This window comes from Peristeroidobacter agariperforans (assembly GCF_004138335.1).
In the GTDB taxonomy this organism is placed as follows: domain Bacteria; phylum Pseudomonadota; class Gammaproteobacteria; order Steroidobacterales; family Steroidobacteraceae; genus Steroidobacter; species Steroidobacter agariperforans.
The window spans coordinates 646609-671349 of record NZ_RYFW01000002.1 but is presented as its reverse complement, the minus strand read 5'-3'; the positions used below and the strand labels follow the sequence as shown (position 1 = coordinate 671349).

The window sequence follows — 24741 nt, the reverse complement described above, 5'->3', positions numbered from 1 at the left end:
CTTGCTCGGTCGGCGCACGCGTGTCAGGCTGCGCTCGCATGATCGCGCCGCTGCTAGCTCGCCTGGAACAATGGCTGTTCGAGCCGCCGGAATCCATCATCGGCCGGCCGTTGTGGAAACTTACGCGCATCCTGCGCTATCCCTATGCGCTGATGCGCGATATCGCCCGAGGCGAGCTCACCCTTCGCGGCATGAGCCTGGTGTACACGACGCTGCTGTCGATCGTGCCCATCATCGCCCTGTCCTTCTCGGTGCTCAAAGGCCTGGGCTATCACCGCGAGCTCGAGCCGGTACTGTACAGCTTCCTGGAGCCGCTCGGCGACCGCGCCTACGAGATCACTCAACAGGTGATGTCGTTCGTCGACAACGTGCGCGGCGGCGTACTCGGCTCGCTCGGCTTGATCTTCCTGCTCTACACGTTGATCTCGACCGTGCAGAAGGTCGAGGAAAGCTTCAATTTCGTGTGGCGCGTCGAGCAGCCCCGCAGCATCGGGCGTCGCTTCAGCGAGTATCTGAGCGTCATGGTGGTCGGGCCGGCCGTCATCGTCGCGGCATTGGGATTGATCGCAACGCTCGGCAGCACCACGTTCGTGGAAACGCTCTCGCACTACCGGCCGTTCGACACCATGCTGCTGATCCTGGGGCGTATCACGCCCTATCTGCTGGTCTCGGCCGTGTTCACGTTCATGTACGGCTTCGTGCCGAACACGAAGGTGCGGTTGCGTGCGGCGCTGATTGGCGGCGCGTCTGCCGGAGCCGCATGGGCTTTCAGCGGCATGGTGATGGCGCAGTTCGTCGCCAGCACGACCACCACCATGGTCATCTACGCCGGCTTCGCCTTCGTCATCGTGGCGCTCATCTGGCTGTATGTTTCCTGGCTCATCCTGCTGCTCGGCGCGCAGCTGGCGTTCTATGTGCAGAACCCGCAGTACCTGCGCCCAGGACGCGAAGTGATCGCGCTGAATTCGAGCATGCGCGAGCGGGTCGCGCTGTCCATCATGTATCTCATCGTCTGCGACTACCAAACCGCAAAGCACAGCTGGACGACGAATCGCCTCGCCGAACATCTGGATCTGCCGGGCGCCGCGCTCACGCCACTCCTGGATGCGCTCGAACATCGCAAGCTGCTGCTGGTCGCGGAAGACGACAGCTGGGTGCCGGCGCGCGACCCGCACACGATCGAACTGGGCGACGTGCTGGATGCCGTGCGTCACGACATCGCCGGCCCGCGCCTCAGCAAGTGCAGAGATGTCGCACCGGCAGTGGAAGCGGCGCGGATTGCAGAGCAGGCGCTACAGAACAGCTTGAAGGGCAAGACGGTGGCGCAGTTGGTCGAACAGACCAGCGTCGTGCACCACACGCATGGCCATCACATACCCGGTCAGCACGCATCCAATCAATGAGACTTGATCTTCGCGACTACTCGCCCGCGATCGTCATCTTCTCCAGCAGCACCGAACCGGTCCGAATGCCGCCGCGCGCATCGACGTCGCTGCCGATGGCAACGATTTCCCGATACATGTCCTTGAGGTTGCCGGCGATGGTGATCTCGTTCACCGGATATTGAATCTCGCCGTTCTCGATCCAGAAGCCCGCGGCGCCGCGCGAATAGTCGCCGGTCACGCCGTTGATGCCCTGGCCCATCAGCTCGGTCACCATCAGGCCTCGGTTCATCTTCTTCAGCAGCGCCTGGAAATCATCGGCGCCGTGCGACACGATGAGATTGTGCACGCCACCGGCATTGCCCGTGGTGCGCAGGCCGAGCTTGCGCGCCGAGTAGGTGCTCAGGATGTACCCGGTGAGCACGCCATCCTTGATCAACTCGCGATCGCGCGTAACCACGCCTTCGCTATCGAACGGCGAGCTGGCGAGCGCCTTGGGAATATGCGGCCGCTCCGAAATCTGCAGCCACGATGGAAAGATTTGCTGACCGGCAGCGTCGAGCAGGAACGACGCGCGGCGATACTGGCTGCCGCCGCGAATTGCACCGAGAAAATGACCCATGAGCCCACGAGCCAGCTCGGGAACGAACAACACGGGTGCGGTCAGCGTCGACAGCTTCTTCGCGTTCAAACGACGCAGTGCGCGCGCCGCTGCCGTCTTGCCGATCGATTCCCCATCTTCGAGCTCGCGCCAATCGCGCACTGAGCTGTACCAGTAGTCCCGCTGCATCTCGCCATCCTCTTGAGCGACGACGACACAGCTCAGGCTATGAATGCTGCTGGGAAAGCCGGCGAGGAATCCCAGCGAATTGCCGAACACGCGCAGGCCTGTATGACTCGACAGCGTCGCGCCTTCGGAATTGCCGATACGCTTGTCAGCCTTGAGCGCCGCCGCCTCGCAAGCGACCGCGAGATCGCGCGCCGCATCGGGCTCGATGCCCCACGGATGTGACAACTGCAGATCCGGAATCTCAGTGGCGAGATCTTCGCGATCGGGCAAGCCCGCGCACTCATCTTCCGCCGTGAATCCAGCAATGCTGAATGCTTTCGCGACGGTCTCGCGAATTGCTTGCGGCCGCAGGTCGGCGGTGCTCGCCGTCCCCTTGCGCTTGCCACGATAGACGGTGATGCCCATGCCGCGATCGCGTTGATACTCGAGCGTCTCGACTTCGCCGAGGCGCGCGGTGACCGACAGCCCGGTGTCGACGCTGACGCCGACCTCGGATTCGGTGGCGCCGAGCTTGCGCCCCTCCTCGATCGCAAGGGCAACCAGGTCCTGCAGGTCCTGTTGCGAGTGGCTGAGCTGGGTGGATGAAGTGCTGGGAACTTGGGCCATGGCTTGATTGTATCAGTGCGCCTGTCGCCTCCGGCGCTAGTACCAGCCGACTTGCATGGTCGCCGCCATGCCCGCATCCTTGCGCCCCCAGAAACGGCCTGTCCTGACATGACCGACGACGCCGACCAAGACGGCTCCTACGACGAGCGCCCCAGTAAAAGCGCGCGCAAGCGGCAGAGCGACGACCTGCAAGCGCTGGGCGAGGCGTTGATCGAGCTGTCGGATAGCGAGCTGGACGCCCTGCCCCTGCCCGAACAACTGCGCGACGCCGTGCTGCTGGCTCGTCGGATCACCGCCCATGGTGGCCTGTACCGGCAGAAACAGTACATCGGCAAGCTGATGCGCAAGATCGACGCCGAGCCCATCAGAGAGGCGCTCGAAGCCAGGCGCGACCGGGAACGGGTCGAAGCGATCCGTTTTCATCGCATCGAGCAATGGCGCGACCGGTTATTGCGCGAAGGCGGCGAAGGCGTAGTCGCTCTGGCCGCCGAGTTTCCTCACATCGACAGCAAAGCCATCGGCAAACTGACCGAGCGGGCGCGCAAGGAACAGCAGCAGTCAGCGCAGAAGGTCACGCCCGCCGGTCGCGAGCTGTTCCGTGTCTTACGCGACGCCCTGTCGAACACAGCCCCCTGATACAATCCCCCTTATGAAACCGTTAGTTGGCATCATCATGGGCTCGAAGTCCGATTGGGAGACTTTGCAGCCTGCCGCGGACACTCTGCAGCGCCTGGGAATCGCATTCGAGACGCGTGTGGTCTCGGCCCATCGCACACCGGACTTGCTGTTCGAGTACGCCGAAACGGCGCGCGAGCGCGGTCTGGAAGTCATCATCGCCGGCGCCGGTGGCGCTGCCCATTTGCCGGGCATGACCGCCGCCAAGACCAGCCTGCCCGTGTTGGGCGTGCCGGTGCAGTCGAAGATGCTCAGTGGCATCGATTCGTTGCTGTCCATCGTGCAGATGCCCGCCGGCATTCCGGTGGGCACACTCGCGATCGGTCAGGCCGGCGCGACCAATGCGGCGCTGTTCGCCGCCTCCATCCTCGCCAACAAATACGAGCCGGTGCGTACCGCCCTCGACAAGTTCCGGACAGACCAGACCGCGACCGTGCTGGCCAATCCCGATCCGTCCATCACCTCCATTTCCCGGCCATGAAAATCGGCATTATCGGTGCGGGCCAGCTGGGACGCATGCTGGCCCTGGCGGGCTATCCGCTCGGCCTGCGTTTCGTGTTCCTGGATCAGAGCAGCGACGCGCCCGGCGGCCAGGTCGGCCGCATCATTCCGGGTGCCTTCGACGATGCGGCGAAGCTCGCGGAGCTGGCCGATGAAGTCGATGTCGTGACCTTCGACGTCGAGAACGTGCCGGTTGCGGCGGTCGAGCCAGTCGCGGCCAAGAAACCTTTCCTGCCGCCGGTGCAAGCACTCGGTGCGTCGCAGGACCGGTTGCACGAGAAAACATTGTTCCGGCAGCTGAAGATTCCGACGCCGGAGTTCATGGCCGTCGACTCGATCGAAGACCTGCGCGCCGCCGTTGAAAACATCGGCCTGCCCGGCGTGCTCAAGACTCGCCGTCTCGGCTATGACGGCCGCGGCCAGTTCTATTTGAAGAAGCCCGCCGACATCGAAACTGCCTGGCAGACGCTCGGCACCGTGCCGTTGATCTACGAAGGCTTCGTCGATTTCTCGCGCGAGGTTTCCATCATCGGCGTGCGCAGCACGCGCGGAGAAACTTTGTTTTATCCGCTCTCGGCGAACACACATTCGCAGGGTATTTTGCGTTACTCAATCGCGCCGTATCGCAATGCCTCTTTGCAGAAGCAGGCGGAAACATACATGCGCCGGCTGTTGAAACATCTCGACTACGCCGGGGTGCTCACCATCGAGTTCTTCGTGCGCGGCGGCAAGCTGATCGCCAACGAGATGGCGCCGCGCGTGCACAACTCCGGGCACTGGACCATCGAGGGTGCGCAGACCAGTCAATTCGAAAATCATGTGCGCGCCATTCTGGGATTGCCGCTCGGAAGTACGCGTCCGAACGGTCACTCGGCGATGATGAACTTCATCGGTAGCATTCCCGAGCTCGGGAACATTCTGCAGGTGTCGGGCGTACACTTTCACAGCTACGGGAAAGAACCTCGGCCCAACCGCAAGCTCGGACATTGCACCATCAACGCCCCATCGCCGACCGCCAGGGACAGGGCATTGCAGCAGTTGCTCCGGCTGAAGATGTAGCTCCAGCGGGAACCGGCGCATCGCCAGATTCTGGTGAATCGAGCCGGTGTTTTTGTGTCCGGCGCCGGTTCTTGCGTAAACTTGCACCGCCTCGATCGCGGGCTTCCGGGGCACCTCCCCACCAAGCCCTCGACAGGCCACGGACCAGATACCCAACCGCATGTATCTAGAACTGTTCAAGCTGCACGAATTGCCTTTCCGGCTCACCCCGGACCCGCAGTTCCTGTACCTGTCCAAGCACCATGCGCGCGCCAAGGCGTACATGGAGTCGACCATCTGGTTCACCGATGGCTTCGTCGTCATCACCGGCGAGATCGGCTCCGGCAAGACCACCCTGATCGAGACCTTCCTGAAGGAGCTGGAGAAGGATGTGGTGGTCGCACAGATCAATCAGACCCAGGTCACCGCGATCGAATTCCTGCAGAGCGTGCTGGTGCAGTTCGGCTTTTCGCCGTTCAAGATGAAGAAGGCCGAGTTGCTCTCGACCCTGAACGAGTTCCTGGTCGAGCAATACGCCAACGGCCGCCGCGTGCTGCTGATCGTCGACGAAGCGCAGAATCTTTCACATAAGGTGCTGGAAGAGATCCGCATGCTCTCGGGCGTGGAGACCACCAAGGAGAAGGTCCTGCGCATCATTCTCGCCGGCCAGCCGGAGCTGAACGACAAGCTCAACGGCCCTGGCCTGGTGCAGCTGGCGCAACGTATCCGCCTGCGCTTCCATCTGACCGCGCTGTCCAAGACCGATATGGCCGCCTACATCCAGCATCGCCTGGAAGTGGCGGGCTCGCAGGGCCGGCAGATTTTCGATCCGGAAACATTCCCGTTGATCTACCGCTACACCGGCGGCGTGCCACGTCTCGTGAACACACTCGCCGATACCTCGATGATGGCGGCATTCGCACAGGATCGGCCCTCCGTGACGGTCGACGATGTGAAAGCGGCAGTCGAAGAACTGCAGTGGGTCGAATACGCCGAGCGTTCCGTTAAGTTACAGGCACTGCACGGCATGCCGGGCAGCATGAATGGCGGCATGCACGGGGGCATGAACGGCGGTGAAGAACCGAGCACCGGTTCGCGCCGCATCGTGCTCGGCCGCATCCTGGTCGGCTTCAACGGCCAGACCATCGCCGAGCGCGAGCTCACGCCGGGACGGTTCATCATCGGCCGCACGCCCGACAACGATCTGCAGATCGACAGCAAATACATCAGCCGTCATCACGCGCAGATCATCACTTCGATTCACACCTCGGTGCTCGAAGACCTGAACAGCACCAACGGCATTTACGTGCGCTCCAAACGCGTCCGCCGCCGCATGCTGAACGACGGCGACGTCGTGCAGATCGGTCAGCACGAGATCATGTATTTCGACGAGCGCACCAACCGCAGCCGCACGCAGTTCCACGAAATGGACGACGACGCTGCGCCCTTGCACGACGGCCCGGATCGCGGTCACGCGGCGACGCTGGCGCAGGAAGGCGGCTCGCTGGCGGAACACGCCGAGCGTGAAGAGGACGAAGAGGAAGAGCAGCGGGCAAATGAGCTCGGGGGCGGCCGCTAGGCCACGGCCCTCAGATCTTGTCGTCGAGCGAGCGACTGTCGTACTCGGCCTGCTTGGTTCGATAGTCCTTCCGGCGCAGCCATAACACCAGCCCGCCCATCAGGCTGAGCGCGCCCACGCCAAGAAATATGCTGGGCCAGATTTCCGTCTCGATCAGCCACGCCCCGGCCAACAGACCGGCGCCTGCCAGCATGTACAGGTAGGGCAGCAGCTCGTAGATGGGACGAGAAATCCACATAAGGAAAAGGTCACGGCCAGCGACCGCGACATCCTAGCAGCGCGGCCACTGTCCGGGGAAACGGCAGACCGAAAGGACTAGGCTGCGGTACCGCCCACGGTCAAACCATCGACTCGCAGGGTCGGTTGACCGACACCCACCGGGATGTCCTGCCCTTCCTTGCCGCAAGTGCCGACGCCCTCGTCCAGCTTCAGATCGTTGCCGACCATGGACACGCGGCGCATGACCTCGGGGCCATTGCCGATCAGCGTGGCGCCGCGCACCGGCGCGCCCAGCTTGCCGTTCTCGATCAGGTAAGCCTCGCTGGCGGAGAACACGAACTTGCCGGAAGTGATATCCACCTGGCCGCCGCCGAAGTTGCGGCAATACAAGCCCTTCTGCACCGAGCCGATGATTTCCTGCGGGTCGTGCTTGCCAGCCAGCATGTATGTATTGGTCATACGCGGCATGGTCATGTGCGCGAACGATTCGCGACGACCATTGCCGGTCGGCGCGACGCCCATCAGCCGCGCGTTCAGCTTGTCCTGCATGTAACCGCGCAGGATGCCGTTCTCGATGAGTGTCGTGCACTGGGTCGGCACACCTTCGTCATCGATGTTCAGCGAGCCACGACGCGAGCCGAGCGTGCCGTCGTCCACGATGGTGCAAAGCTCGGAAGCCACTTGTTCGCCGATGCGACCGGAGAACGCCGAAGTGCCCTTGCGATTGAAGTCGCCTTCCAGACCGTGACCCACGGCCTCGTGCAACAACACGCCGGGCCAGCCCGGGCCGAGCACCACAGTCATCGTGCCCGCCGGCGCAGGGATCGCGTCGACATTCACCAGTGCGCTGCGCACCGCTTCGTGCACCAGCTCTTTCCAACGATCTTTTTCCAGAAATTTGGCAAAGCCGTAGCGGCCGCCCGTGCCCGCATAGCCCTGTTCGCGTCGACCGTCTTTCTCGACGATCACAGAAACATTCATGCGCACCAGCGGACGCACGTCGGCAGCGACGGTGCCGTCGCTCGCCATCACCAGCACGACCTCGTGCGCACCGGACAGGCTCGCCATCACCTGCGTGACACGCGGATCGATACGACGCGCCTCGCGATCGACGCGCTCGAGCAATTGCACTTTGTCGGTGTCGCTCAAGCCCTCGAGCGGATCGAACGGCAGATACAACTGATGACCCGAGGTCGAGCGCCAGGCCTGCATGGATTTGTTTGCACCGCTGCGCGCAATGGCGCGCGCCGCCATCGAAGCTTCGGTGAGCGCCGGCAAGACGATCTCATCGGAATATGCGAAGCCGGTCTTCTCGCCCGCGAGCGCGCGCACGCCGACGCCCTGCTCGATGCTATGAGAGCCGTCTTTGACGATGCCGTCTTCCAGCGACCACGACTCCTCGCGGCTCAGCTGAAAATACAAATCGGCGTAATCGACGCTGTAGCCCATGACGCTGCCGAGCACGCCGGCGATGCGGCTTTCATCCAGCCCCGACGGCGCGAGGATGGCCTGGCGCGCCACATCCAGCGGCTGCGAAGCGTCGAACGCCTTGGGCAACTCGAGATGCAGACGGTCGTGAACGGCAGTGGTCGTAGTGCTCATGCGCGTGGCGAGTCCTCGTAATCAATCCGCGGAGACTAAAGATGGCGGCGCGATTGTAAAACGCCGATGCGACAGGGCCGGGAAACGTTCGCGGAGTTCTTGTTGCACAGTGCGGTCGATTTCCGCCACTGCAAGGCCGGGGCCGGCGTCGGTAACGCGAGAGATGACCTGGCCCCAGGGATCCGCAATGAGCGAGTCTCCCCAGGTCTCCCGCCCATTCGGATGAATACCACTTTGCGCTGGGGCCAGGACGTAGCAGAGATTCTCGACTGCTCGGGCGCGGATCAACAATTCCCAATGAGCCTTACCTGTGGGTGCGGTAAACGCTGAAGGCAGGCTAAGGATTTCCGCCCCCTGCTCCGAGAGTACGCGGAACAGCTCGGGAAAGCGCACGTCGTAGCAGACCGCCATGCCAATTCTGCCAAACGGCGTGGGCACGACCGTCGGCTGACTGCCTGGAGCGACGGTGGCAGATTCCCGATAGCGCTCGTCGCGCTGAGGCGCGTCGCGGTTCGGAATGCCTACATCGAACAAATGTATCTTGTCGTAGCGCCCCAGGGCACGGCCGTGATCATCGAATACCAGCGATGCGGACGCGACGCGCTCGGGCTCGCTGTCGACGCGCAGCGGAATCGTGCCGCCGATGATCCACAAGCCCAACTCGCGCGCGCAGTGGCCCAGAAACGCCTGGATGGGCCCCTCGCCCGGAGTCTCGGCCACCTCTACTTTGTCGACCTCCTTGCGGCCCATGATGGCAAAGTTTTCAGGCAGCGCCGCGAGCATCACGCCTTCTGCACGCGCACGCTCCAACAGGGTGCGCGCGGTCGCGAGATTGGCTTCGACCTCGGGCGCTGAGGTCATTTGCAGTACAGCAGCGCGAATGGGAGTCCGGCAAAGGTCGCGCCTTTTGCCGGGCTCATCAAAAGGGCCTTGGCCGCTTTCGATCATAGGATTAGTTGTCACCCGTGACTTCCGCCTTGGCGTCTGCCGCATCGACCCGTTCCACCACTGGGGCATCCCAGGGTCCGGTGATTCGATAGTAGCCGCGGGTGATGCCCTTGAGGGGCTCCTTGAAGACTTGCGAGAACAGCAACACCGCCGCGCCCACGACCGGACCGCCAGCCAGCGCACCCGCCACTGGCAACGATGCACCGAGATTTCCTGTCACGACCGCAGTTTGGTCGTAGTCGCGCGAGCCCAGGCCGGTGCGGCCCGCGATGCCGATTTCTGCGGCCGGACCTCGCAACAGCAGATTGTTCGTGAATGCATTGCCGTCGCGTAATTCGAAATCGCCATGGATCGTGTCGAACGCCAGGCCTTTCTCCGTGAGATCGCTGAAGTCGAGCGCGAGGCGGCGCGGTAATGCGCCCACGCTGAACAATCCGAGCACGCGGCCTGCGCCCGGTTGCAAATTCACAATCTGCCCGGTCTCCGCCTCGATGCGAATGGCGCCCGACGCGTGCTCGAGAATGTTGCTGTCGTAACCGCCATTCCACGCCAGGTCCGCTTTGATCGCGCCACGCTTGGCTTCCAGGAACGGCGTGTAGTTCAGCGCTTTGAGCGTTGCCGCGACATCCTTGCTTTCGATGGAGGCGTTCAATGTCGAACGCGGTCCATCGACAGTGGTGAACCACTGCCCCTGCGCTTCCGCGCGCACCGATTCGGCGAGAATGGTTGCGTTGTCGAAGCGAATGCCTTGCGGAACTCGCGTCGCCTTCAAGTCAACCGCGCCAACGGCGCGAGTGCCGAGAAGCATGTTGGCCACATAGATCTGCATGTTCGGCAGATTGCGTGGATCCAGCGCGTCATCGTCATCCTTCGCAGCGCCTTCCTGAACCGGCGCTTTGTTGATGACCAGTCGTTCCATCGTCGCGCGCAACGGCTGCGATCCCGTGAACGACTCGGGAATCAACACCTGGCCCGCGGCGTTATCGCCGCTCACATCGACGCGCCAGCCGCTCTGAGTCGACTGCAGCACGCCACGCAGATCGGCGAAGCGATAGCCGAAAATTTGAAAGTCGGCGACGCGCACGTTCGCGGCCTGAAGATAGTCCGACAGCTTCGGACCATCGTCGTCGCGGGCCGCGGCACTGGCATTCGGCTGCGTGCCACGCAGTGCCAGCCAGTCATCCAGCACGAAACGTTGCACATTGCCTTCGATGCGGAGGCCGCGATGACCGGGCAGCGCCGGCGCCACGGCATCGGCCCGCACACCGCCGCGATCCAGCGTCCAGCCGGCGTCGGACTGACGCATCCGAATCAACGCCCGCACATCGCCGTAAGCGGTGCGCGACAGGATCTGCTCGTCGTCTATTTCCAAAGCCACCTGTAACGGCCGCTCATCCGCGACGCCCTTGCCCAGCGGCTGCGGCAGCGTCACACCGAGGCCACGCAGGTTGGAGTCGATCTTGATGTGGCGACGTTGGGCGGCTTCGCTAGCGCCGCTCGCGATCGGCATGCTCACGTGATAGTCGGTGTCACCAGCGAGCTTCACCGTCGCGGGCAACGAGAACAACGAATGCAGCTCGGTGGCCTGCGCGTGACCTTGCGCATCGAGCTGTGCAGCGGTGGCGCTCTGCTGATCGATCTTCACGGTGAGCGGGCCGCCGAGGAATCGGCCTTTCAAGTCAGCTGCGGCGATCAAAGTGTTCTTGACTCTCAGCTCACCGGTCAGCGCCTGCACCGGCGCCGAGACTTTCTGCATCGTCACTGTCGCATCGGCAAAGCGTGCAACGACATCGATCTTGCGATCGTCGAGTCGCTTCAACGGCAGATCCAAACGCACGTCCGCTGTCATCGCTCCGCGCCCGCCCAAGCGCGCGAATGTTTCACCGAGGCGTGGGCCGATCGGGCTATTGCGCAGGAACGACAGTCCGCCATCCAGATCGCCCGCAGCCGCCGCCTTGATCGACAGCTCGTTCTGCCTGAAATCGGGAATCTCGGCCGTCGCCTCGTTCATGCGCAGATTGCCGACCATCGCAGACGTCGCGTGCACGCGCATGCCTTGATTCCGGAACTCGACCTCAGCCATCAGCTCGCGCGCCGGCTGCCAGCCTTCCTGATAATCGAACAGCGCGTTCTCGACCTGCGCGCGCGCCAGGAATGTTCCCTCGTTCTTACGGAACGGAAACTGGCGCATCGGTCCCTTGTATGTGAACTCGGCAGTGGCAATGCGACCGTCGAGCAATGCTCGATCGAACCATTCGAGCGTCTTCGGCCCAAGCTTGTCGCCCGGCAGATATTTATAGGTCGAGCCGATCTTCAGATCCTGGCCCTGCGCGAATAGATCCAACACCGGCGATGTGCCATCGCTGGGAAGGGTCAGGTGCATGCGCGCGACGGCACGACCGTCGTCGCCCTGCACTTTCAGCTGATCGGTGCTTACGATCAGCCCCGCGTCATTGCGCTCCCACGACACCACGCCGTCGGCAGAGGCTGCGGCCAGCACGCTACGAAACGTTCGCGGCAGATTGAACTCGATGTCCTTGCTCGCCAGGTGCAGCTGGCCGGCGTGATCGTTGGCGTCGAGCCTGCCGCTGATGCCGGTGAGCCCCGGCGTTCGCAACACCGGCGCGAACCCCACGTTTTCCAGCTTTGTTTCAACCGAATATTTGACGGGCGCGTCGGGAGCGGTGCGCGCCAACGAGAACTTCACATCCGTCAATGTACCGGTGGTCTGCATCGCACGTACACGCGCAAGCGCTTCGCTTTCCGGAAAATAGACGAGCCAGGGCCAGACGTTGCCGAGCACGATCCGATCTGCTTCGCCGCTGACGTTGAGCACGCCCTGACCGTTGCGCGACCAGCGCGCCGCGATTTTCTTGGCTTGCCACGACGAGTCGGTGCGAGTTGCGTCGATGTCCGAGAGCGCGACGCTCCACTGATTACCCGCTTTCTGCGCATTCAATGCGAATGCCAGTCGAGAGTAGCTCAAGATTTGCGGCGCAGGCGGCGTGGGCTGCGGTTCTACAACCGGGGGTTCTGTCTCAATGGGATGCTTGGGGGTGCGCTTCGGCGCATCGTCCGGCACAGGCGGCACCAGCGGCTCGGCTGTCGGCAGCGGAATCGTCCACACCGGCAACTCCGTCGTGAGCTGGCCAACGTCGACTGCTGCTGACAGTTGCAGCAGCTCCGCGCCTTTCAATGTGCCGCTCACACGGATGGCGCCATGACCGCTCTCTGGCGCCGGCCACGCATCGGGCAACAAATCGGCCCAGCCCGCCAGATCCAGCCTGGCTCCTTGCACATTGAATGTGGAGAGCAGCGCAGCGGAATCTTCGAGCGCACCTTCAGCCGTCGCCGAGAACTTCAGTTCCTCGCCCAAGGTCTTTGGCAACGAAGCCGTACCGCTCAATTCCATCGAATCCGTGCTGCGCGCGAGGTCGAAGCTCACACCCGACAGCGACCAAGGTCCCCGCCCCGTGATGGCGTCGCGAAAACTGACCACGGCGTCGTGCACGACGAAGCGGCCGGTCGGCAACTGCTCCAAGGCTATCGGCTTGATGTCGCGCTCGGGCAGCGCGCTCTGACCCAGCAATTGAATCTTGCCTTCGCGCGTGCGGATCAGCGCGATCTCAGGCGCCTCGAGTGCGAAGCGCCCGCCCGTCAAACGGCGATTGACGATGGACGTCCACAGATCGAAGCCGACGCTGCCCCTTCGGGCTACGAATAGCGTGCGCGTCCGATCGGGTGTGCGCACAACGGCGTCATCGAACACCAGCTCCGGCCCGTAGAAACGCAAGCGCGCACTCAAGGTTCGGAATTCGACGATCAGGCCGCTGCGCTCGCCGATCCAGTCCTGCAGCTGTACTCGATATTCCGGCACGCGTCCGACGATGAAACCGAACGTGGCGAACAACAGGCCCACGAGCATGGCCAGCACCACGAGCGTGCCGAGCAGCCATTTAACAACTTTGCGTGGACTCAACGACATTACCGGACGGCATCACACTGACGATCACATCAACACCACATCGTACTGATCCTGCTGGTACAGCGCTTCGGTCTGAAGACGGATGGGCTTGCCGGTGTGCACTTCCAGCTCGGCCAGCGCCGCCGACTCCTCATCGAGCAGCCGCTCGATCACATCCTGGTGCGCGAGCACCATCAGTTCCTGGAACTGGAACTGGCGCGACTGTCGCAGAATCTCTCGGAAGATCTCGTAACAAACTGTTTCCGTCGTCTTGACGAAGCCGCGACCCTCGCACGTTGGACACGCCGAGCACAGCATATGTTCAAGGCTCTCGCGCGTGCGCTTGCGCGTCATCTCGACCAGGCCGAGCGGCGACACGGACGAAATGTGATTCTTCGCATGATCGGCGGCCAGCGACTTCTCCAGCGCCTGCAGCACCTGCTTGCGATGCTCCTCTTCTTCCATGTCGATGAAGTCGATGATGATGATGCCGCCCAGGTTGCGCAGGCGCAGCTGGCGCGCGATCGCGACCGCCGCTTCCAGATTGGTCCGGAAAATCGTCTCTTCGAGCGAGCGCTGGCCCACATACGCGCCGGTGTTCACATCGATGGTGGTCATCGATTCGGTCTGGTCGAAGATCAGATGCCCGCCACTCTTCAACGGCACTTTGCGCTCCAGCGATTTCTGGATTTCGTCCTCGACGCCGTACAGATCGAAAATCGGCCGCTCGCCCTTGTAGAGCTCGATGCGCTCGGTCATCTCCGGCATGAAGGTGCGCGCGAATTCGATCATGCGCTGATGCGTCTCGGGCTGATCCACTCCGACGTGTTCGATGCCGGTCGACACCACATCCCGCATGACGCGCACCGGCAACGGCAGATCCTCGTGCACCAGGTTGCCCGGCCGCGTGCTGGCCGCTTTCTCGCTGAGCACGCTCCACAATTTCTGCAGGAACATCATGTCGGCGCGCAACGCGTCTGGCGTCGCGCCCTCAGCAGCAGTACGCACGATATAACCGCCGGGTTCATCGGGCCGCACGAACAGGCTCGCGGCTTCGCGCAGACGCTGCCGCTCAGCCTCATCTTCGATGCGCGCCGAGATTCCGATGCCACGCCCCTTGGGCATGTACACCAGGTAGCGCGACGGAATCGTGATGAACGTCGTCAGGCGCGCGCCCTTGGTACCTAGCGGGTCCTTCAGCACCTGGACCAATATTTCGCCACCTTCGCTGACTAGTGTCTGAATATCCGGCGTACGCCCCTCGTCGACCGGCTGATCGGGGCTGCCGTTTTCGCCCACCGCCGGGTGCACGATGTCCGACGCGTGTAAGAACGCGGTGCGCTCCAGGCCAATGTCGACGAACGCCGCCTGCATGCCCGGCAGCACGCGCGACACCCGTCCCTTGTAAATGTTGCTGATGAGGCCGCGCTTGTTGGCCCGTTCCAGGAAGATCTCCTGCAGCACGCCGTTTTCGACCAGGGCGGCGCGCGCCTCGCGCGGGCTGATGTTGATGAGGATCTCGGCCGTCATCCTTGAACCTCACTGGCGACAACCTGGTGCGCAGCCAACAATTCGGCGGTTTCGAACAACGGCAACCCCATGATGCCGGAGTAACTGCCGGCGATATGACGGATGAACACGGCGCCGCGCCCCTGAACGGCATACCCGCCCGCCTTATCGGCCGGCTCGCCGCTGCGCCAGTACGCCCGCATTTCCGCCGGTGTCAGCTCGCGAAAAGTCACATCGCTGATGCTCAGGCGCACTTCGCTGCCGCGAGCGCTGCGGACGGCGACGGCGGTGTGCACCTGGTGCGTCCGCCCGGACAACAGCTGGAGCATGCGGACACAGTCGTCTTCGTTGGCTGGCTTGCCGAGGATGCTGCGGTCGACGACGACCGTCGTATCCGAACCGAGCACCGGCAACCGCTGCTCCTGAGGGAGGTGGTCCCAGAGCGTGTCGGCCTTCAGGGCGGCGAGCCTTGTGACATATTTTTCCGGCGCCTCGGCCCCGGCCACGGACTCATCGACGGCCACCGGGGCGACGCGGTGCGCGACCCCGATCTGGGTCAGCAGGGCGCTCCGGCGAGGGGACGCCGAGGCCAAGTAGATCAACGGCTTGGCGGATGAAGTTGCAGGTACTGACATGCGCCGAAGGATACAGGATGAGCTACCTCCTGTACCTCGGCTGGTGCCGGTTAAAACTGCTGGTTCGCCAGGAACACGTCCAGATCGGCGTCCGAGAAGAACACCAGCGACACCCGCTCGATCGCATCGGCCTGCACCAGGGCTTGCGTAATCGCAGTGGATGCCACCGCTGCTGCCTCGTCCTTCGGGTAGCCATAGGCGCCGGTGGAAATTGCCGGAAACGCCACCGAGCCGAGTGCATGATTCGCCGCCAGCGCAAGGGATTTCTTGTAACAGGACGCGAGCAGCGTATCGGGCTGCTGATCCCGCCCCCACACCGGACCGACGGTATGGATCACGTAACGCGCCGGCAGATTGCCTGCCGTCGTCAGCACCGCCTCACCAGCCGGCAGGCCGCGCGGATAGCAGGTTTCCCGCAGCTCCTGACAGGCCCGCAGGATTTCCTGACCGCCGCGCCGATGGATGGCGCCATCGACGCCGCCCCCGCCCAGCAAGGACGAATTGGCCGCATTCACGACCGCATCGACCTTCAGGCCGGTGATGTCGCCGGTCCGCACCTCGACCCGGCCGTTCAAGAATTCGTAACTCATGCTGGCCTCCGGGCGGTCCTGCCCACGCACCCAGCGCAGGGCCGCGGCGGGCTCCTCGAACATGCGCAACTTTATGTCAGCGCCGACCGCTTCGCTGATCAGGATCAGCACGTGGGCGGCGGCGGCGAGGTTGCCGGGCTTGAAAATTGCGGCCCAGCGCACTTCGCAGGGGACCGCGATGTGCACCAGGTAGTCGCGAAAGCGCTGGATTTCGCTGTAGTCCCAGTTGCCGTACGCCTCGCGGTAGTCGGCGATGGTGTGCATGCCCGGGACATATTCCGGATCGGCGCGTGCCTGATTCAGCAACTCCATCAACGATTCCGCCGTCAACTCGCCCCAGACTTTGAGTCTAATGAGGTTCGCGCTGGCATCGATCGAGTAACTGGACTCCATGACTATCGCCATACCTTCGATCCCATCCTGGCCAATGCCGTGGCCGGTTCCTATCATAACCTCGGCACGTTCGTTTGCGACTGCTGCAGCGGCAACGAAGGCGCTGAGGGATTCAACTTAGGATGTTCTATACATTGCTGCAACCGATGTCGAGTCAACCGTTCGAATTAGAGGATGTGGGTAGGGTCAAGGATGCGCCCCGAGGATAGAAAAACACCCGTCGGCCGGCAGCGCGCGGCGTTTCCGACCATTGCCGGCTATCGTTTCCTGCAAACCATCGCACGCTCGCCGAAGTCCGAAGTGCACGTGGCGTTGTCGGTGGAGCTAGGCCACAACGTGGCCGTCAAGGTGCTGCGCACCGGTCCGCTGTCGAGCGTCGAAGCCGGCGAAGAAGAGCGCTTCGAGCGCGAGCGCGAACTGCTGATGCGCATCAAACATCCGGCCATCGTCGATGTTTACGACTGGGGACACGGCGAGGACTTTCGTTACATCGTCACCGAGTATTTCCCCGGCGGCAGCCTCGAGCTGCGCATCCGCAACTTGATGACAGCGAAAGACAGCGTGGATATTTTTCTGCAGATCGCCGCCGCTCTGCAGGTCGTGCACGCCGCGAACCTGTGTCATCGCGACCTGAAGCCCGCCAACGTGATGATGCGGCCCGACGGGCGCATCGTGCTCATCGACTTCGGCCTGGCCAAACATCTGGGCACGTCGCACACCAATGTCGGCGAAATTCGCGGCTCGCCCTACTACATCAGCCCGGAGCAGGCCGAGGGCGCTGCGGTCGATCAACGCAGCGACATCTACAGCCTGGGTATCATGTTTTATGAAATGCTTACCGGACAGCGGCCGTTCAAAGGCACGTCGGTGATCGGGATCATACAAGCACATCGCAATGACCCGATTCCGGTGCTGCCGGAGCCGTTCAGTCGATTCCAACGGCTGATCGATGGGATGCTGGCTAAAGAGCCCGCTGAGAGATTTCCCACCGTTGCTTCTGCGGTTGCGGAGATGGCGCGGCTCAAGGTTTGAAGCTACGCGCGGTGGTATGGATGACCCTTGATGATCATCACCGCGCGATACAACGCCTCAGCAACAACAACGCGAGCCAGCGCGTGCGGCAAGGTCAGCGCCGATAGCGACCACTTGAACTCAGCTCTCGCATCGACCTCGGGCGCCAGGCCTTCCGGCCCGCCGATGCAGAAGACAACGTCACGACCGTCACGCGCGCGCTGCTGTAAAAACTGCGCGAGCTGTTCGCTGGAAATGTTCTTGCCGCCGACCTGCATGGCCACGACGTAAGCGCCCTGCGGGATGGCAGCGAGCATCTTCTCGCCTTCTTTGGCGATAGCTTGCGCCGGCGGGCTGGACCCGGCGCGCTGGCCGAGCGCGATTTCTTTTAGTTCGAGCTTGTAATCGCGCGTGAATCGGCCGGCGTATTCCTCGAAACCCGCGTTGACCCAGTCAGGCAGCTTGGTTCCTGCTGCTACTACGATCAACCGCATGAGTGGTTCATGGACCTGCGATCAGGCACTCTGCTCGGCCGCTTCGCGGCGCGCGGCGCTCACGTCCCACAGGCTTTCGAGCCGATAGAACTCGCGCACCTTCGGCAGCATGATGTGGACGATTACGTCGCCCATGTCGACCAGCACCCACTCGCCGTCGCGCTCGCCTTCCACGCCCATCGGCCGGAAGCCCGCCTTCTTGGCGTGCTCGACCACCCGATCGGCAATCGAACGCACGTGACGGTCGGAGTTGCCGCTGGCGATGATCATGGTGTCGGTGATGTCGGTGAGCTTGTTCACCGCCAGCACCTTCACGTTGACGGCCTTCATCTCATCGAGCGCGTGCTCCACGACCGAAACCACGGGCTGCTGCTTCGGAGCCGTGACCGCGGGCGCCTTGCTAGCAGCGGCCTTCTTTTTCGCGGCCGGCGCCGGCCCCTTGCTCGCGAGCTTCTTTCGGGCGGTGCTCAGCCGGGTCACATTGGTAGGCGCTTTGGAAGAAGCCTTCTTCTTGGCGCCGGTACTGGGTCGGGAAGTTTTCGCTCGCTTGACGGCCATGCTCACCTCTTGGGTTGCGACTTGTAACAGCCGGTCTGCTCGATGATCGCCCGAACCGAATCGGGCATCAGATAGCGCGGGTCGCGGCCCATCGCGATCAACTTGCGCACTTCAGTGGACGAGATTTCCAGCTGCGTTACTGCGTGAATGTAAATGCACCCGGCGCGCTGCTCGTGCAGATCGTTGATGCGGCCCGTGCCGCGATCGACCAACAGCTCGCCCAACGGCCCCATGCTCGGCGCGCGCCAGCCCGGGCGGTGGGCCACGACCAGGTGCGCCAGCTCCAGCAGTTCACGCCACTGGTGCCATTTCGGCAAGCCTAAAAATGCGTCCATGCCGACGATCAGGCACAGCGAGTGGTCGGGAAAGTCCGCTCGCAAGGTCCGCATGGTGTCGACCGAATAAGACAATCCCTCGCGGCGGATCTCGCGATCGTCGACGGTGAAGCCCGGCTGGCCCTCGGTCGCAGCCTTGACCATGGCGAGGCGCTGCTCGGCGTCCGCCACCGTGGTATCACGGTGCGGCGGCGTGCCGGCCGGCATGAAGCGCATTTCGTTCAAGCGCAGCGCTTGCAGCAATTCAAAGGCGGTGCGCAGATGACCGAAATGAATCGGATCGAAGGTGCCGCCGAAAATACCGATCGTCGTCATGCGGGGAAGGTCATGAAAGTCAGGCGGCGGTCGCGAGTCGAACGCCGGCGAGCCCGGCCACCAGGCGCTCGAATTCCAGCCAGGGGTCGCTGCGGATCACACCTTTGATCATGCGATCGGCGCGCTCGGCGCTGAGCAGCAGCTCGCGCACCGTCTTCGGCTTCAGCCGTGACAACGCATGTTTCATGGCCGGCTGACGATTGCGCCACACATAGAGTGCGTTCATGGCGCTGTCGGGGCTCTGGCCTCGACGCATCATGTGCTGGCAACGTGCGATCCACTGCAAATCCTTGTTGAGCGCCCACAGCACGATGGGCGGCTCGACATCCTCGCCGCGCAATCCTTCCAGGACGCGCAAGGCTCGCGCTGCATTTCCTTTCATCGCCGCGTCACCGAGCTGCAAAACGTCGAAGCGCGCACTGTCAGCGACCGCATCGACGATGGTGTCCGCGGTGACCGGGCCTGGCGGTAGCAACAACGCCAGCTTTTCGACTTCCTGGTGCGCGGCCAGCAGATTGCCCTCGACGCGCTCGGCCAGCAGCGACGCCGCTTCGGCATCGGCTTTGAGATTCTGTTTGGCGAGCCGATCGCGGATCCACGCCGGCAAACGCGCCAGCTCGAGCGGCCAGATCTGCACGACCACGCCGTGCTTTTCGATGGCGCTTACCCAACGCGAGCCCGTCACGCGGCCGTCCATTTTGCCGGTGACGATCAGCACAAGATTGTCTGGGGAAGGCTCGGTCGCCAGTTCGATGATGGCGTCCGCGCCCTGTTCGCCCGGGGTCGGATTGGTCATCCGGATCTCGATGATCTTGCGGTCGGCGAACAACGACATCGCTTTGCTGTTGGAGAGCAGCGCCTGCCAGTCGAAGCCGCGCTCGACCACGTGCAATTCGCGCTCGGTGAAACCCTGGCTGCGGGCACGCGCCCGCACGGCATCAGCCGCTTCATTGACCAACAGGGGCTCGTCGCCGGAGATCAGATAGATCGACGAGAGCTGCCGCGACAGGCTGGCCCCGAGGTTATCGCCTGACAGCTTCACAGCGGGGCGCCGGAGCACCGGCTTGAAGTTGCGGCGGACACGGAGGGAACGGTCAAAAACACTCGCGCCAAAATTGCTTGCGCCAAAATGAATTAGGTGAGGACGGCGACCTGATTGCGACGCTCGGATTATGGCCCAAGGCGGTCGGCCAGCGCCAGTTGGCCGGCCCACAGCTCAGGTTTTCGCCAGGATCGCGGCGTATTGTGCTTGGCAAGAGACAGGTCCTCCGCTAGCTTACGCGATTGAGGCGCTTCCCGGCCCTCAGGTTTCGACCGGCGCTATGTCCATTTTCCATCTGGCAAGAAATCCCTCGACATGGGTGCGAGCAATGCTCGTCACTCTGTTGCTGGCGTTTGCCGTGGACTCGGTCGCGCACGTCGTCCATCGCCACGACGATACGGTCAAAACATTCGGCGTTCACGGCCCGGCCTGCGGCTACTGTGCCGCCTTCGACGGGCTGATCGATGCCCCGAAACAGAGCTACGCGGCGGTTACCGCCGTCACTGTCACTTCTTATGTAGCACCCGTCGCTGAAGTTTCTGTTTCCTTCCGCCCCGCCGTCGCCGCGCAACCCCGCGCGCCGCCTCGATAACTCGCAGTCCGTTGCCCTCCCTCACGGAAGCGTGAGGTCGTTGCTCGTGCGCTGAAGTCCACCAATCGGACCGGCGCGCGAGGTCGCTGCAGTTATTCAGGAATGTTTTGTCATGCGTCGTTCTCAATTGTTGCGCGTGGGTGTGGCCGCGTTGCTGGTCAGTCATGCCGCTTTGTCTCAGGAAACCAAAACCGAGGAAGTCGTCGTCACCTCCTCGGCCTTGCGTGAAAACCCCCTCGATGTCGCGCAACCGACCACGGTCGTCGGCGGTGACGAACTGCGCCGGCAGATCGCTGGCAGTCTCGGCGAGACGTTGTCGAGCGAGCTGGGTGTCAGCTCCACCTACTTCGGCCCGAGCGCCAGCCGGCCGGTGATTCGCGGCCTCAGTGGCGATCGTGTGCAGGTCCTGCAAGACGGCCTGGCGTCGCTGGATGTTTCCAGTCTCAGCCAGGATCACGCCGTCACTCTGGAATCGGTGGTGTCGCAGCAGATCGAAATCATCAAAGGTCCGGCTGCGCTTCTGTATGGCAGCGGCGCGTCGGGCGGATTGGTGAATGTCGTCAGCACCCGCGTGCCGACGCAAGTCCCAACGAAGGCGATCACCGGCGCGGCAGAAGTTCGTGGCGACACCGCCAGTGAAGAACGCACCGGCGCTGTCAGCCTCGACGGCGGCGCGGGCAACTTCGCCTTCCACGCCGATTACTTCGATCGCGAAACCGATGATGTCGAGATCCCGGGCTTCACGCAGTCCGATGCCCTGCGTCGTCAGCTGATCGAAGCCGGCGAAGAACCGGACGGTGTCCGCGGCCACATTCCGAACACGGCAGGTGAAGCGAGCGGTGGCGCGGTCGGCGGCTCGTATATCGGGCAGAACGCGCTCGGCGGCTTGTCGTATAGCCGATACGAAACGACGTACGGCATCCCAGGCGAAGAAGAAGCCTTCATCGACATGAAGCAGGACCGCTTCGACGGCAAAGCCGAGCTCGATCTCGAAGGCGTATTCAACAAGCTGCGCCTGACGGGTGCGTACAACGATTACACCCACACCGAGTTCGAAGCGCCTGGCGAGCCCGGCACCGTATTCAACCAGGACGCCTACGAGCTGCGCTTCACCGCCGATCATGCATTCGGCTCTGGCTGGCGCGGCACGACGGGCCTGCAATACGTCGATGTGGACTTCGAGGCCATCGGCGATGAAGCCTTCGTGCCGAGCTCGAAGACCAAGACGCTGAGCCTGTTCGCCTTCGAAGAACGTCACTTCGATGACTTTACGGTCGAGCTGGGCGCGCGAGCCGAGCAGCAGAAGATCGACGTCGAAGCTGAATTGCCCAATTACGACGAGACTGCCGTCAGCCTGTCTGCCGGCGGCGTATGGGATTTCGCGGAAGATCATGCCGTCGCGCTGAACCTGACGCGCACTCAGCGCAATCCGCAGGCCGCCGAGCTGTACGCCAACGGCCCGCATATCGCCGCGCAGCGCTTCGAGGTCGGCGATGCCAACCTGGATCAGGAAACATCGGTGACGGCCGATCTGTCGCTACGTCACACGGGCGACGGCATCAACTGGACCTTGAGCGCCTACTACAACGACTACACCGATTACATCTATGCCTCCCCGACGGGTGACATCGAGGATGAGCTGCCGGTGTATGTCTATCTTCAGAACGGCGCGAAGTTCCACGGCTTCGAAGCCGAGTTGAACGTGCCGCTGATCGATGATGGCAACCGTCATTTGGGCCTGCGCCTCGCGTCGGACTATGTCCGTGGCAAACTCGATAACGGCGAAGACCTGCCGCAAATCCCGCCTCTGCGCTTCGGCGCAGGCGTGCACTACGACCAGGACGCGTGGCACATCGGTGCGCAAGCGTTCTACTACGACAAGCAGGACAAGGTAGCGACGAACGAACTGCCGACCGACAGTTTCACGCTAGCCGAAGTGGATGCGAGCTATCGAGTGCCGGTGGGAGCGACGAGCGTGTTCTTGTTCCTCCGCGGAACGAACCTGCTCGATGAGGACGCGCGGCAGCACGCTTCGCCGCTGAAGGACATCGCTCCGTTGGCTGGACGCTCCTGGCACATCGGAGCGCGGGCGGAGTTCTAGAAAAGCGTTAGCTGCACCACCGAGGATGAAGAGAAGAGGCCTCGGTGGTCCGCATCGCCAGGGCGATGCCGAACCACCGAGGCCGCCCTCTTACGCCGCGCGCGAATACGACTCGTGATGATCGACGCCAACCTGGCTCGAATACGAGGGCATGCTCTGGGCCGCATGCGTCTGCGCCCCAAACCGGAAGAACGACACCAACTCCTGCAATCGCTGCGCCTGCGCTTGCATCGACTTCGCAGCCGCAGCGGATTCTTCCACCAGAGCAGCATTCTGCTGTGTGGCTGTGTCCATGTTCGAGATGGCGTGATTGATTTGATCGATGCCGGTCGACTGCTCGGAGGTTGCGGCGGCGATTTCGGCGACGATGTTCGTCACCTTTACGACCCCGTTGACGATATCCGCCAGCGATTTGCCTGAATTACCGACCAGCTGCGAACCCGCGTCGACCTTGCCGACGGAATCGCTGATCAAACTCTTGATCTCGCGCGCCGCGGTGGCGCTGCGCTGAGCAAGGCTGCGCACTTCGCCGGCGACGACTGCGAAGCCACGACCCTGCTCACCAGCACGCGCGGCCTCGACCGCTGCGTTCAACGCCAGCAAGTTGGTCTGGAACGCGATCTCATCGATCACACCGATGATGTCTTCGATACGCTTGCTCGAAGAAGTGATCTCGCCCATCGCGCCGACAGCGCGCTGAACCGCCACGCCACCTTGGTCCGCCTGAGTACGCGTGCTGGTAGCAATCTGGTTAGCGTGCTTCGCGTTGTCCGCGTTCTGCTTCACCGTCGCGGCCATCTCCTCGATGCTCGCGGCTGTTTCTTCCAGCGCGGCGGCCTGTTCCTGCGTGCGCTCGCTCAAGTCATCACTGCCCTGCGACAGCTGACGCGCGGCGCGGTCCACTTCGGCGGCGCTTTCGCTCACCTGGGTCATGGTCTCCATCAACTTGGAATCCATGTCTGTCAGGCTGCGCAACAGCGCTGAAATCTCGTCATTGCCGGTGACGGCAACTTGATTGCCCAGCTCACCGCGACTCACGCGACGGGCCAGGTCTTCGGCGCGGGCCAGGCCGTTGGAAATATGCCTGGTCAGCAGCCACGCGAACCAGCTCGCCACCGCCAGCGCCGCGATGAAGCAGCCAAGCATGACATTGCGATCGCGATTCAACTCTTGCTGGGCCTGGACGATCGTTTCCGCCGCCGCCTGCTCGCGAGCCTTCGCCAACTGCTCGGTCGTCACGTCCATGCGGTCGATGACCGGCTCGATCGCTTCGATACGCACCTTGGTGGCCGCGTCGTACTCGCCGGCCAGCAGCAGCTCGATTTCTTTCTTGCCGGCGTCGACGATGGCGGCGCGCTGCGACTTCACCTCATCGAGCAGGCGACGCTCCTGCTCGCTCAGCGGATACTGGCCGAAGAGCTCGGTCAGCTCGTTGATGCGGCCGCGGTTCTCTTTCACCATGTCGTAGTTCGTCTTGGTGAACGCGGGGTCGCGATGCACGTAACCCTCCAGGCGATACTGCTGACTCTGCAGCGAGCGCTGGTAGATCTCGTTGATCTGCGTGATCGGCACCAGGTTCTCGGCGTGCAACTGCTGCATGCGGCGAGAGCTGGAATTGAAGGCGCTGAGCGCGACACCGCACACCACCAGCATGGCGACAGCCAGCACGCCCAGATTCACGTACATCCGGGTTCTGATCGTAAGCATCGACATGGAACTTCTGCTTGCCTGTGTTGAAAACGGGGGCGTCCCGCGAGTAAACGCCGGCCGTGGCAAGATGCGGGATATGTCCGACTTATCGGCCGCAGCCGTCGCGAATGCAGCGTCCCGACCTCGATTCAGGGAACGCCTGAGCCGACGCT

At 62.9% G+C, this 24741-nt stretch carries 21 protein-coding genes; 8 read left to right on the top strand and 13 right to left on the bottom strand.

Annotated features, from left to right (window positions below):
- The first annotated feature begins 38 nt into the window (after nt 1–38).
- Nucleotides 39–1403 carry a YhjD/YihY/BrkB family envelope integrity protein gene (locus EK373_RS16890; RefSeq protein WP_129644911.1) on the top strand — a complete coding sequence of 455 codons (1365 nt, stop codon included), beginning with the start codon at nt 39–41 and terminating at the stop codon, nt 1401–1403.
- Nucleotides 1404–1419: 16 nt separating this feature from the next.
- On the opposite strand, the gene pmbA is transcribed toward EK373_RS16890, so the two are convergent.
- Nucleotides 1420–2778, bottom strand: a complete 1359-nt coding sequence (gene pmbA, locus EK373_RS16885) for a metalloprotease PmbA (protein ID WP_129644910.1) — start codon at nt 2776–2778, stop codon at nt 1420–1422.
- Here pmbA and yjgA point away from each other — a divergent pair.
- The 4 genes from yjgA (at nt 2770) to EK373_RS16865 (ending at nt 6571) form a co-directional block, all read left to right on the top strand.
- Nucleotides 2770–3414 carry a ribosome biogenesis factor YjgA gene (gene yjgA / locus EK373_RS16880; RefSeq protein WP_157994398.1) on the top strand — a complete coding sequence of 215 codons (645 nt, stop codon included), beginning with the start codon at nt 2770–2772 and terminating at the stop codon, nt 3412–3414. The genes pmbA and yjgA overlap by 9 nt on opposite strands.
- A 13-nt stretch (nt 3415–3427) precedes the next feature.
- Nucleotides 3428–3934 (top strand): 5-(carboxyamino)imidazole ribonucleotide mutase, encoded by a 507-nt coding sequence (purE, locus tag EK373_RS16875; RefSeq protein WP_129644908.1) that lies wholly within the window; start codon nt 3428–3430, stop codon nt 3932–3934.
- Nucleotides 3931–5013 (top strand): 5-(carboxyamino)imidazole ribonucleotide synthase, encoded by a 1083-nt coding sequence (locus EK373_RS16870; RefSeq protein ID WP_129644907.1) that lies wholly within the window; start codon nt 3931–3933, stop codon nt 5011–5013. Before purE ends, EK373_RS16870 begins: the two co-directional genes overlap by 4 nt.
- Nucleotides 5014–5173: 160 nt before the next feature.
- Nucleotides 5174–6571 carry an AAA family ATPase gene (locus EK373_RS16865; protein WP_129644906.1) on the top strand — a complete coding sequence of 466 codons (1398 nt, stop codon included), beginning with the start codon at nt 5174–5176 and terminating at the stop codon, nt 6569–6571.
- Between the two features lie 10 nt (nt 6572–6581).
- Here the strand turns inward: EK373_RS16865 and EK373_RS16860 are convergent, their stop codons facing one another.
- The 7 genes from EK373_RS16860 to EK373_RS33385 form a co-directional block, all read right to left on the bottom strand.
- Nucleotides 6582–6809: a hypothetical protein gene (locus EK373_RS16860; protein ID WP_129644905.1), complete on the bottom strand. Its 228-nt coding sequence runs from the start codon at nt 6807–6809 to the stop codon at nt 6582–6584.
- Nucleotides 6810–6886: 77 nt separating this feature from the next.
- Nucleotides 6887–8392, bottom strand: a complete 1506-nt coding sequence (gene tldD / locus EK373_RS16855) for a metalloprotease TldD (protein WP_129644904.1) — start codon at nt 8390–8392, stop codon at nt 6887–6889.
- A gap of 21 nt (nt 8393–8413) precedes the next feature.
- On the bottom strand, nt 8414–9385 hold the full coding sequence (locus EK373_RS16850) for a carbon-nitrogen hydrolase family protein (protein ID WP_232831131.1): 972 nt from the start codon (nt 9383–9385) through the stop codon (nt 8414–8416).
- Nucleotides 9345–13325, bottom strand: a complete 3981-nt coding sequence (locus EK373_RS16845; RefSeq protein WP_129644902.1) for a YhdP family protein — start codon at nt 13323–13325, stop codon at nt 9345–9347. The genes EK373_RS16850 and EK373_RS16845 overlap by 41 nt, the downstream gene beginning before the upstream one ends.
- A gap of 24 nt (nt 13326–13349) precedes the next feature.
- The gene (rng, locus tag EK373_RS16840; protein ID WP_129644901.1) at nt 13350–14834 is read right to left on the bottom strand and encodes a ribonuclease G; all 1485 of its coding nucleotides are present in this window, start codon (nt 14832–14834) and stop codon (nt 13350–13352) included.
- A complete protein-coding gene (locus EK373_RS16835) occupies nt 14831–15448 on the bottom strand; it encodes a Maf family protein (RefSeq protein ID WP_129644900.1) in 618 nt (205 codons plus the stop codon). The genes rng and EK373_RS16835 overlap by 4 nt, the downstream gene beginning before the upstream one ends.
- A 50-nt stretch (nt 15449–15498) precedes the next feature.
- Nucleotides 15499–16443, bottom strand: coding sequence for an O-acetyl-ADP-ribose deacetylase (locus EK373_RS33385; protein ID WP_198683390.1), 945 nt, complete (start codon nt 16441–16443; stop codon nt 15499–15501).
- A gap of 180 nt (nt 16444–16623) precedes the next feature.
- Here EK373_RS33385 and EK373_RS16825 point away from each other — a divergent pair, with 180 nt between their 5' ends.
- Nucleotides 16624–17463, top strand: coding sequence for a serine/threonine-protein kinase (locus EK373_RS16825; protein ID WP_157994397.1), 840 nt, complete (start codon nt 16624–16626; stop codon nt 17461–17463).
- A 2-nt stretch (nt 17464–17465) separates the two neighbouring features.
- Here EK373_RS16825 and rlmH read toward each other — a convergent pair whose 3' ends face one another.
- The 4 genes from rlmH to holA are packed head-to-tail and all read right to left on the bottom strand — an operon-like array spanning nt 17466 to nt 20186.
- Nucleotides 17466–17936 carry a 23S rRNA (pseudouridine(1915)-N(3))-methyltransferase RlmH gene (gene rlmH, locus EK373_RS16820; RefSeq protein WP_129644898.1) on the bottom strand — a complete coding sequence of 157 codons (471 nt, stop codon included), beginning with the start codon at nt 17934–17936 and terminating at the stop codon, nt 17466–17468.
- Between the two features lie 21 nt (nt 17937–17957).
- Nucleotides 17958–18494 carry a ribosome silencing factor gene (gene rsfS, locus EK373_RS16815; protein WP_129644897.1) on the bottom strand — a complete coding sequence of 179 codons (537 nt, stop codon included), beginning with the start codon at nt 18492–18494 and terminating at the stop codon, nt 17958–17960.
- Nucleotides 18495–18496: 2 nt separating this feature from the next.
- On the bottom strand, nt 18497–19144 hold the full coding sequence (nadD, locus tag EK373_RS16810; RefSeq protein WP_116812021.1) for a nicotinate-nucleotide adenylyltransferase: 648 nt from the start codon (nt 19142–19144) through the stop codon (nt 18497–18499).
- A gap of 19 nt (nt 19145–19163) precedes the next feature.
- Nucleotides 19164–20186, bottom strand: a complete 1023-nt coding sequence (gene holA / locus EK373_RS16805) for a DNA polymerase III subunit delta (protein WP_157994396.1) — start codon at nt 20184–20186, stop codon at nt 19164–19166.
- Between the two features lie 328 nt (nt 20187–20514).
- Here holA and EK373_RS16800 point away from each other — a divergent pair, with 328 nt between their 5' ends.
- Both EK373_RS16800 and EK373_RS16795 read left to right on the top strand, forming a co-directional pair.
- On the top strand, nt 20515–20778 hold the full coding sequence (locus EK373_RS16800; RefSeq protein ID WP_129644895.1) for a DUF2946 family protein: 264 nt from the start codon (nt 20515–20517) through the stop codon (nt 20776–20778).
- Nucleotides 20779–20890: 112 nt separating this feature from the next.
- Nucleotides 20891–22879 (top strand): TonB-dependent receptor, encoded by a 1989-nt coding sequence (locus EK373_RS16795; protein ID WP_129644894.1) that lies wholly within the window; start codon nt 20891–20893, stop codon nt 22877–22879.
- A gap of 90 nt (nt 22880–22969) precedes the next feature.
- On the opposite strand, the gene EK373_RS16790 is transcribed toward EK373_RS16795, so the two are convergent.
- Nucleotides 22970–24592: a methyl-accepting chemotaxis protein gene (locus EK373_RS16790; RefSeq protein ID WP_129644893.1), complete on the bottom strand. Its 1623-nt coding sequence runs from the start codon at nt 24590–24592 to the stop codon at nt 22970–22972.
- Nucleotides 24593–24741 lie beyond the last annotated feature (149 nt).

Bases quoted from the DNA above. Each gene is read 5' to 3' on its own strand.
- EK373_RS16890 (WP_129644911.1), top strand. From the start codon at position 39: ATGATCGCGCCGCTGCTAGCTCGCCTGGAACAATGGCTGTTCGAGCCG.
- purE (WP_129644908.1), top strand. From the start codon at position 3,428: ATGAAACCGTTAGTTGGCATCATCATGGGCTCGAAGTCCGATTGGGAG.
- rlmH (WP_129644898.1), bottom strand. From the start codon at position 17,936: ATGCGGTTGATCGTAGTAGCAGCAGGAACCAAGCTGCCTGACTGGGTC.
- rng (WP_129644901.1), bottom strand. From the start codon at position 14,834: ATGACGGCCGAGATCCTCATCAACATCAGCCCGCGCGAGGCGCGCGCC.
- EK373_RS16850 (WP_232831131.1), bottom strand. From the start codon at position 9,385: ATGCGGCAGACGCCAAGGCGGAAGTCACGGGTGACAACTAATCCTATG.
- EK373_RS16800 (WP_129644895.1), top strand. From the start codon at position 20,515: ATGCTCGTCACTCTGTTGCTGGCGTTTGCCGTGGACTCGGTCGCGCAC.
- EK373_RS16835 (WP_129644900.1), bottom strand. From the start codon at position 15,448: ATGTCAGTACCTGCAACTTCATCCGCCAAGCCGTTGATCTACTTGGCC.
- EK373_RS16795 (WP_129644894.1), top strand. From the start codon at position 20,891: ATGCGTCGTTCTCAATTGTTGCGCGTGGGTGTGGCCGCGTTGCTGGTC.
- EK373_RS16870 (WP_129644907.1), top strand. From the start codon at position 3,931: ATGAAAATCGGCATTATCGGTGCGGGCCAGCTGGGACGCATGCTGGCC.
- tldD (WP_129644904.1), bottom strand. From the start codon at position 8,392: ATGAGCACTACGACCACTGCCGTTCACGACCGTCTGCATCTCGAGTTG.
- pmbA (WP_129644910.1), bottom strand. From the start codon at position 2,778: ATGGCCCAAGTTCCCAGCACTTCATCCACCCAGCTCAGCCACTCGCAA.
- EK373_RS16865 (WP_129644906.1), top strand. From the start codon at position 5,174: ATGTATCTAGAACTGTTCAAGCTGCACGAATTGCCTTTCCGGCTCACC.
- EK373_RS33385 (WP_198683390.1), bottom strand. From the start codon at position 16,443: ATGGCGATAGTCATGGAGTCCAGTTACTCGATCGATGCCAGCGCGAAC.
- rsfS (WP_129644897.1), bottom strand. From the start codon at position 18,494: ATGGCCGTCAAGCGAGCGAAAACTTCCCGACCCAGTACCGGCGCCAAG.
- EK373_RS16825 (WP_157994397.1), top strand. From the start codon at position 16,624: ATGCGCCCCGAGGATAGAAAAACACCCGTCGGCCGGCAGCGCGCGGCG.
- EK373_RS16790 (WP_129644893.1), bottom strand. From the start codon at position 24,592: ATGTCGATGCTTACGATCAGAACCCGGATGTACGTGAATCTGGGCGTG.
- nadD (WP_116812021.1), bottom strand. From the start codon at position 19,144: ATGACGACGATCGGTATTTTCGGCGGCACCTTCGATCCGATTCATTTC.
- EK373_RS16860 (WP_129644905.1), bottom strand. From the start codon at position 6,809: ATGTGGATTTCTCGTCCCATCTACGAGCTGCTGCCCTACCTGTACATG.
- EK373_RS16845 (WP_129644902.1), bottom strand. From the start codon at position 13,325: ATGTCGTTGAGTCCACGCAAAGTTGTTAAATGGCTGCTCGGCACGCTC.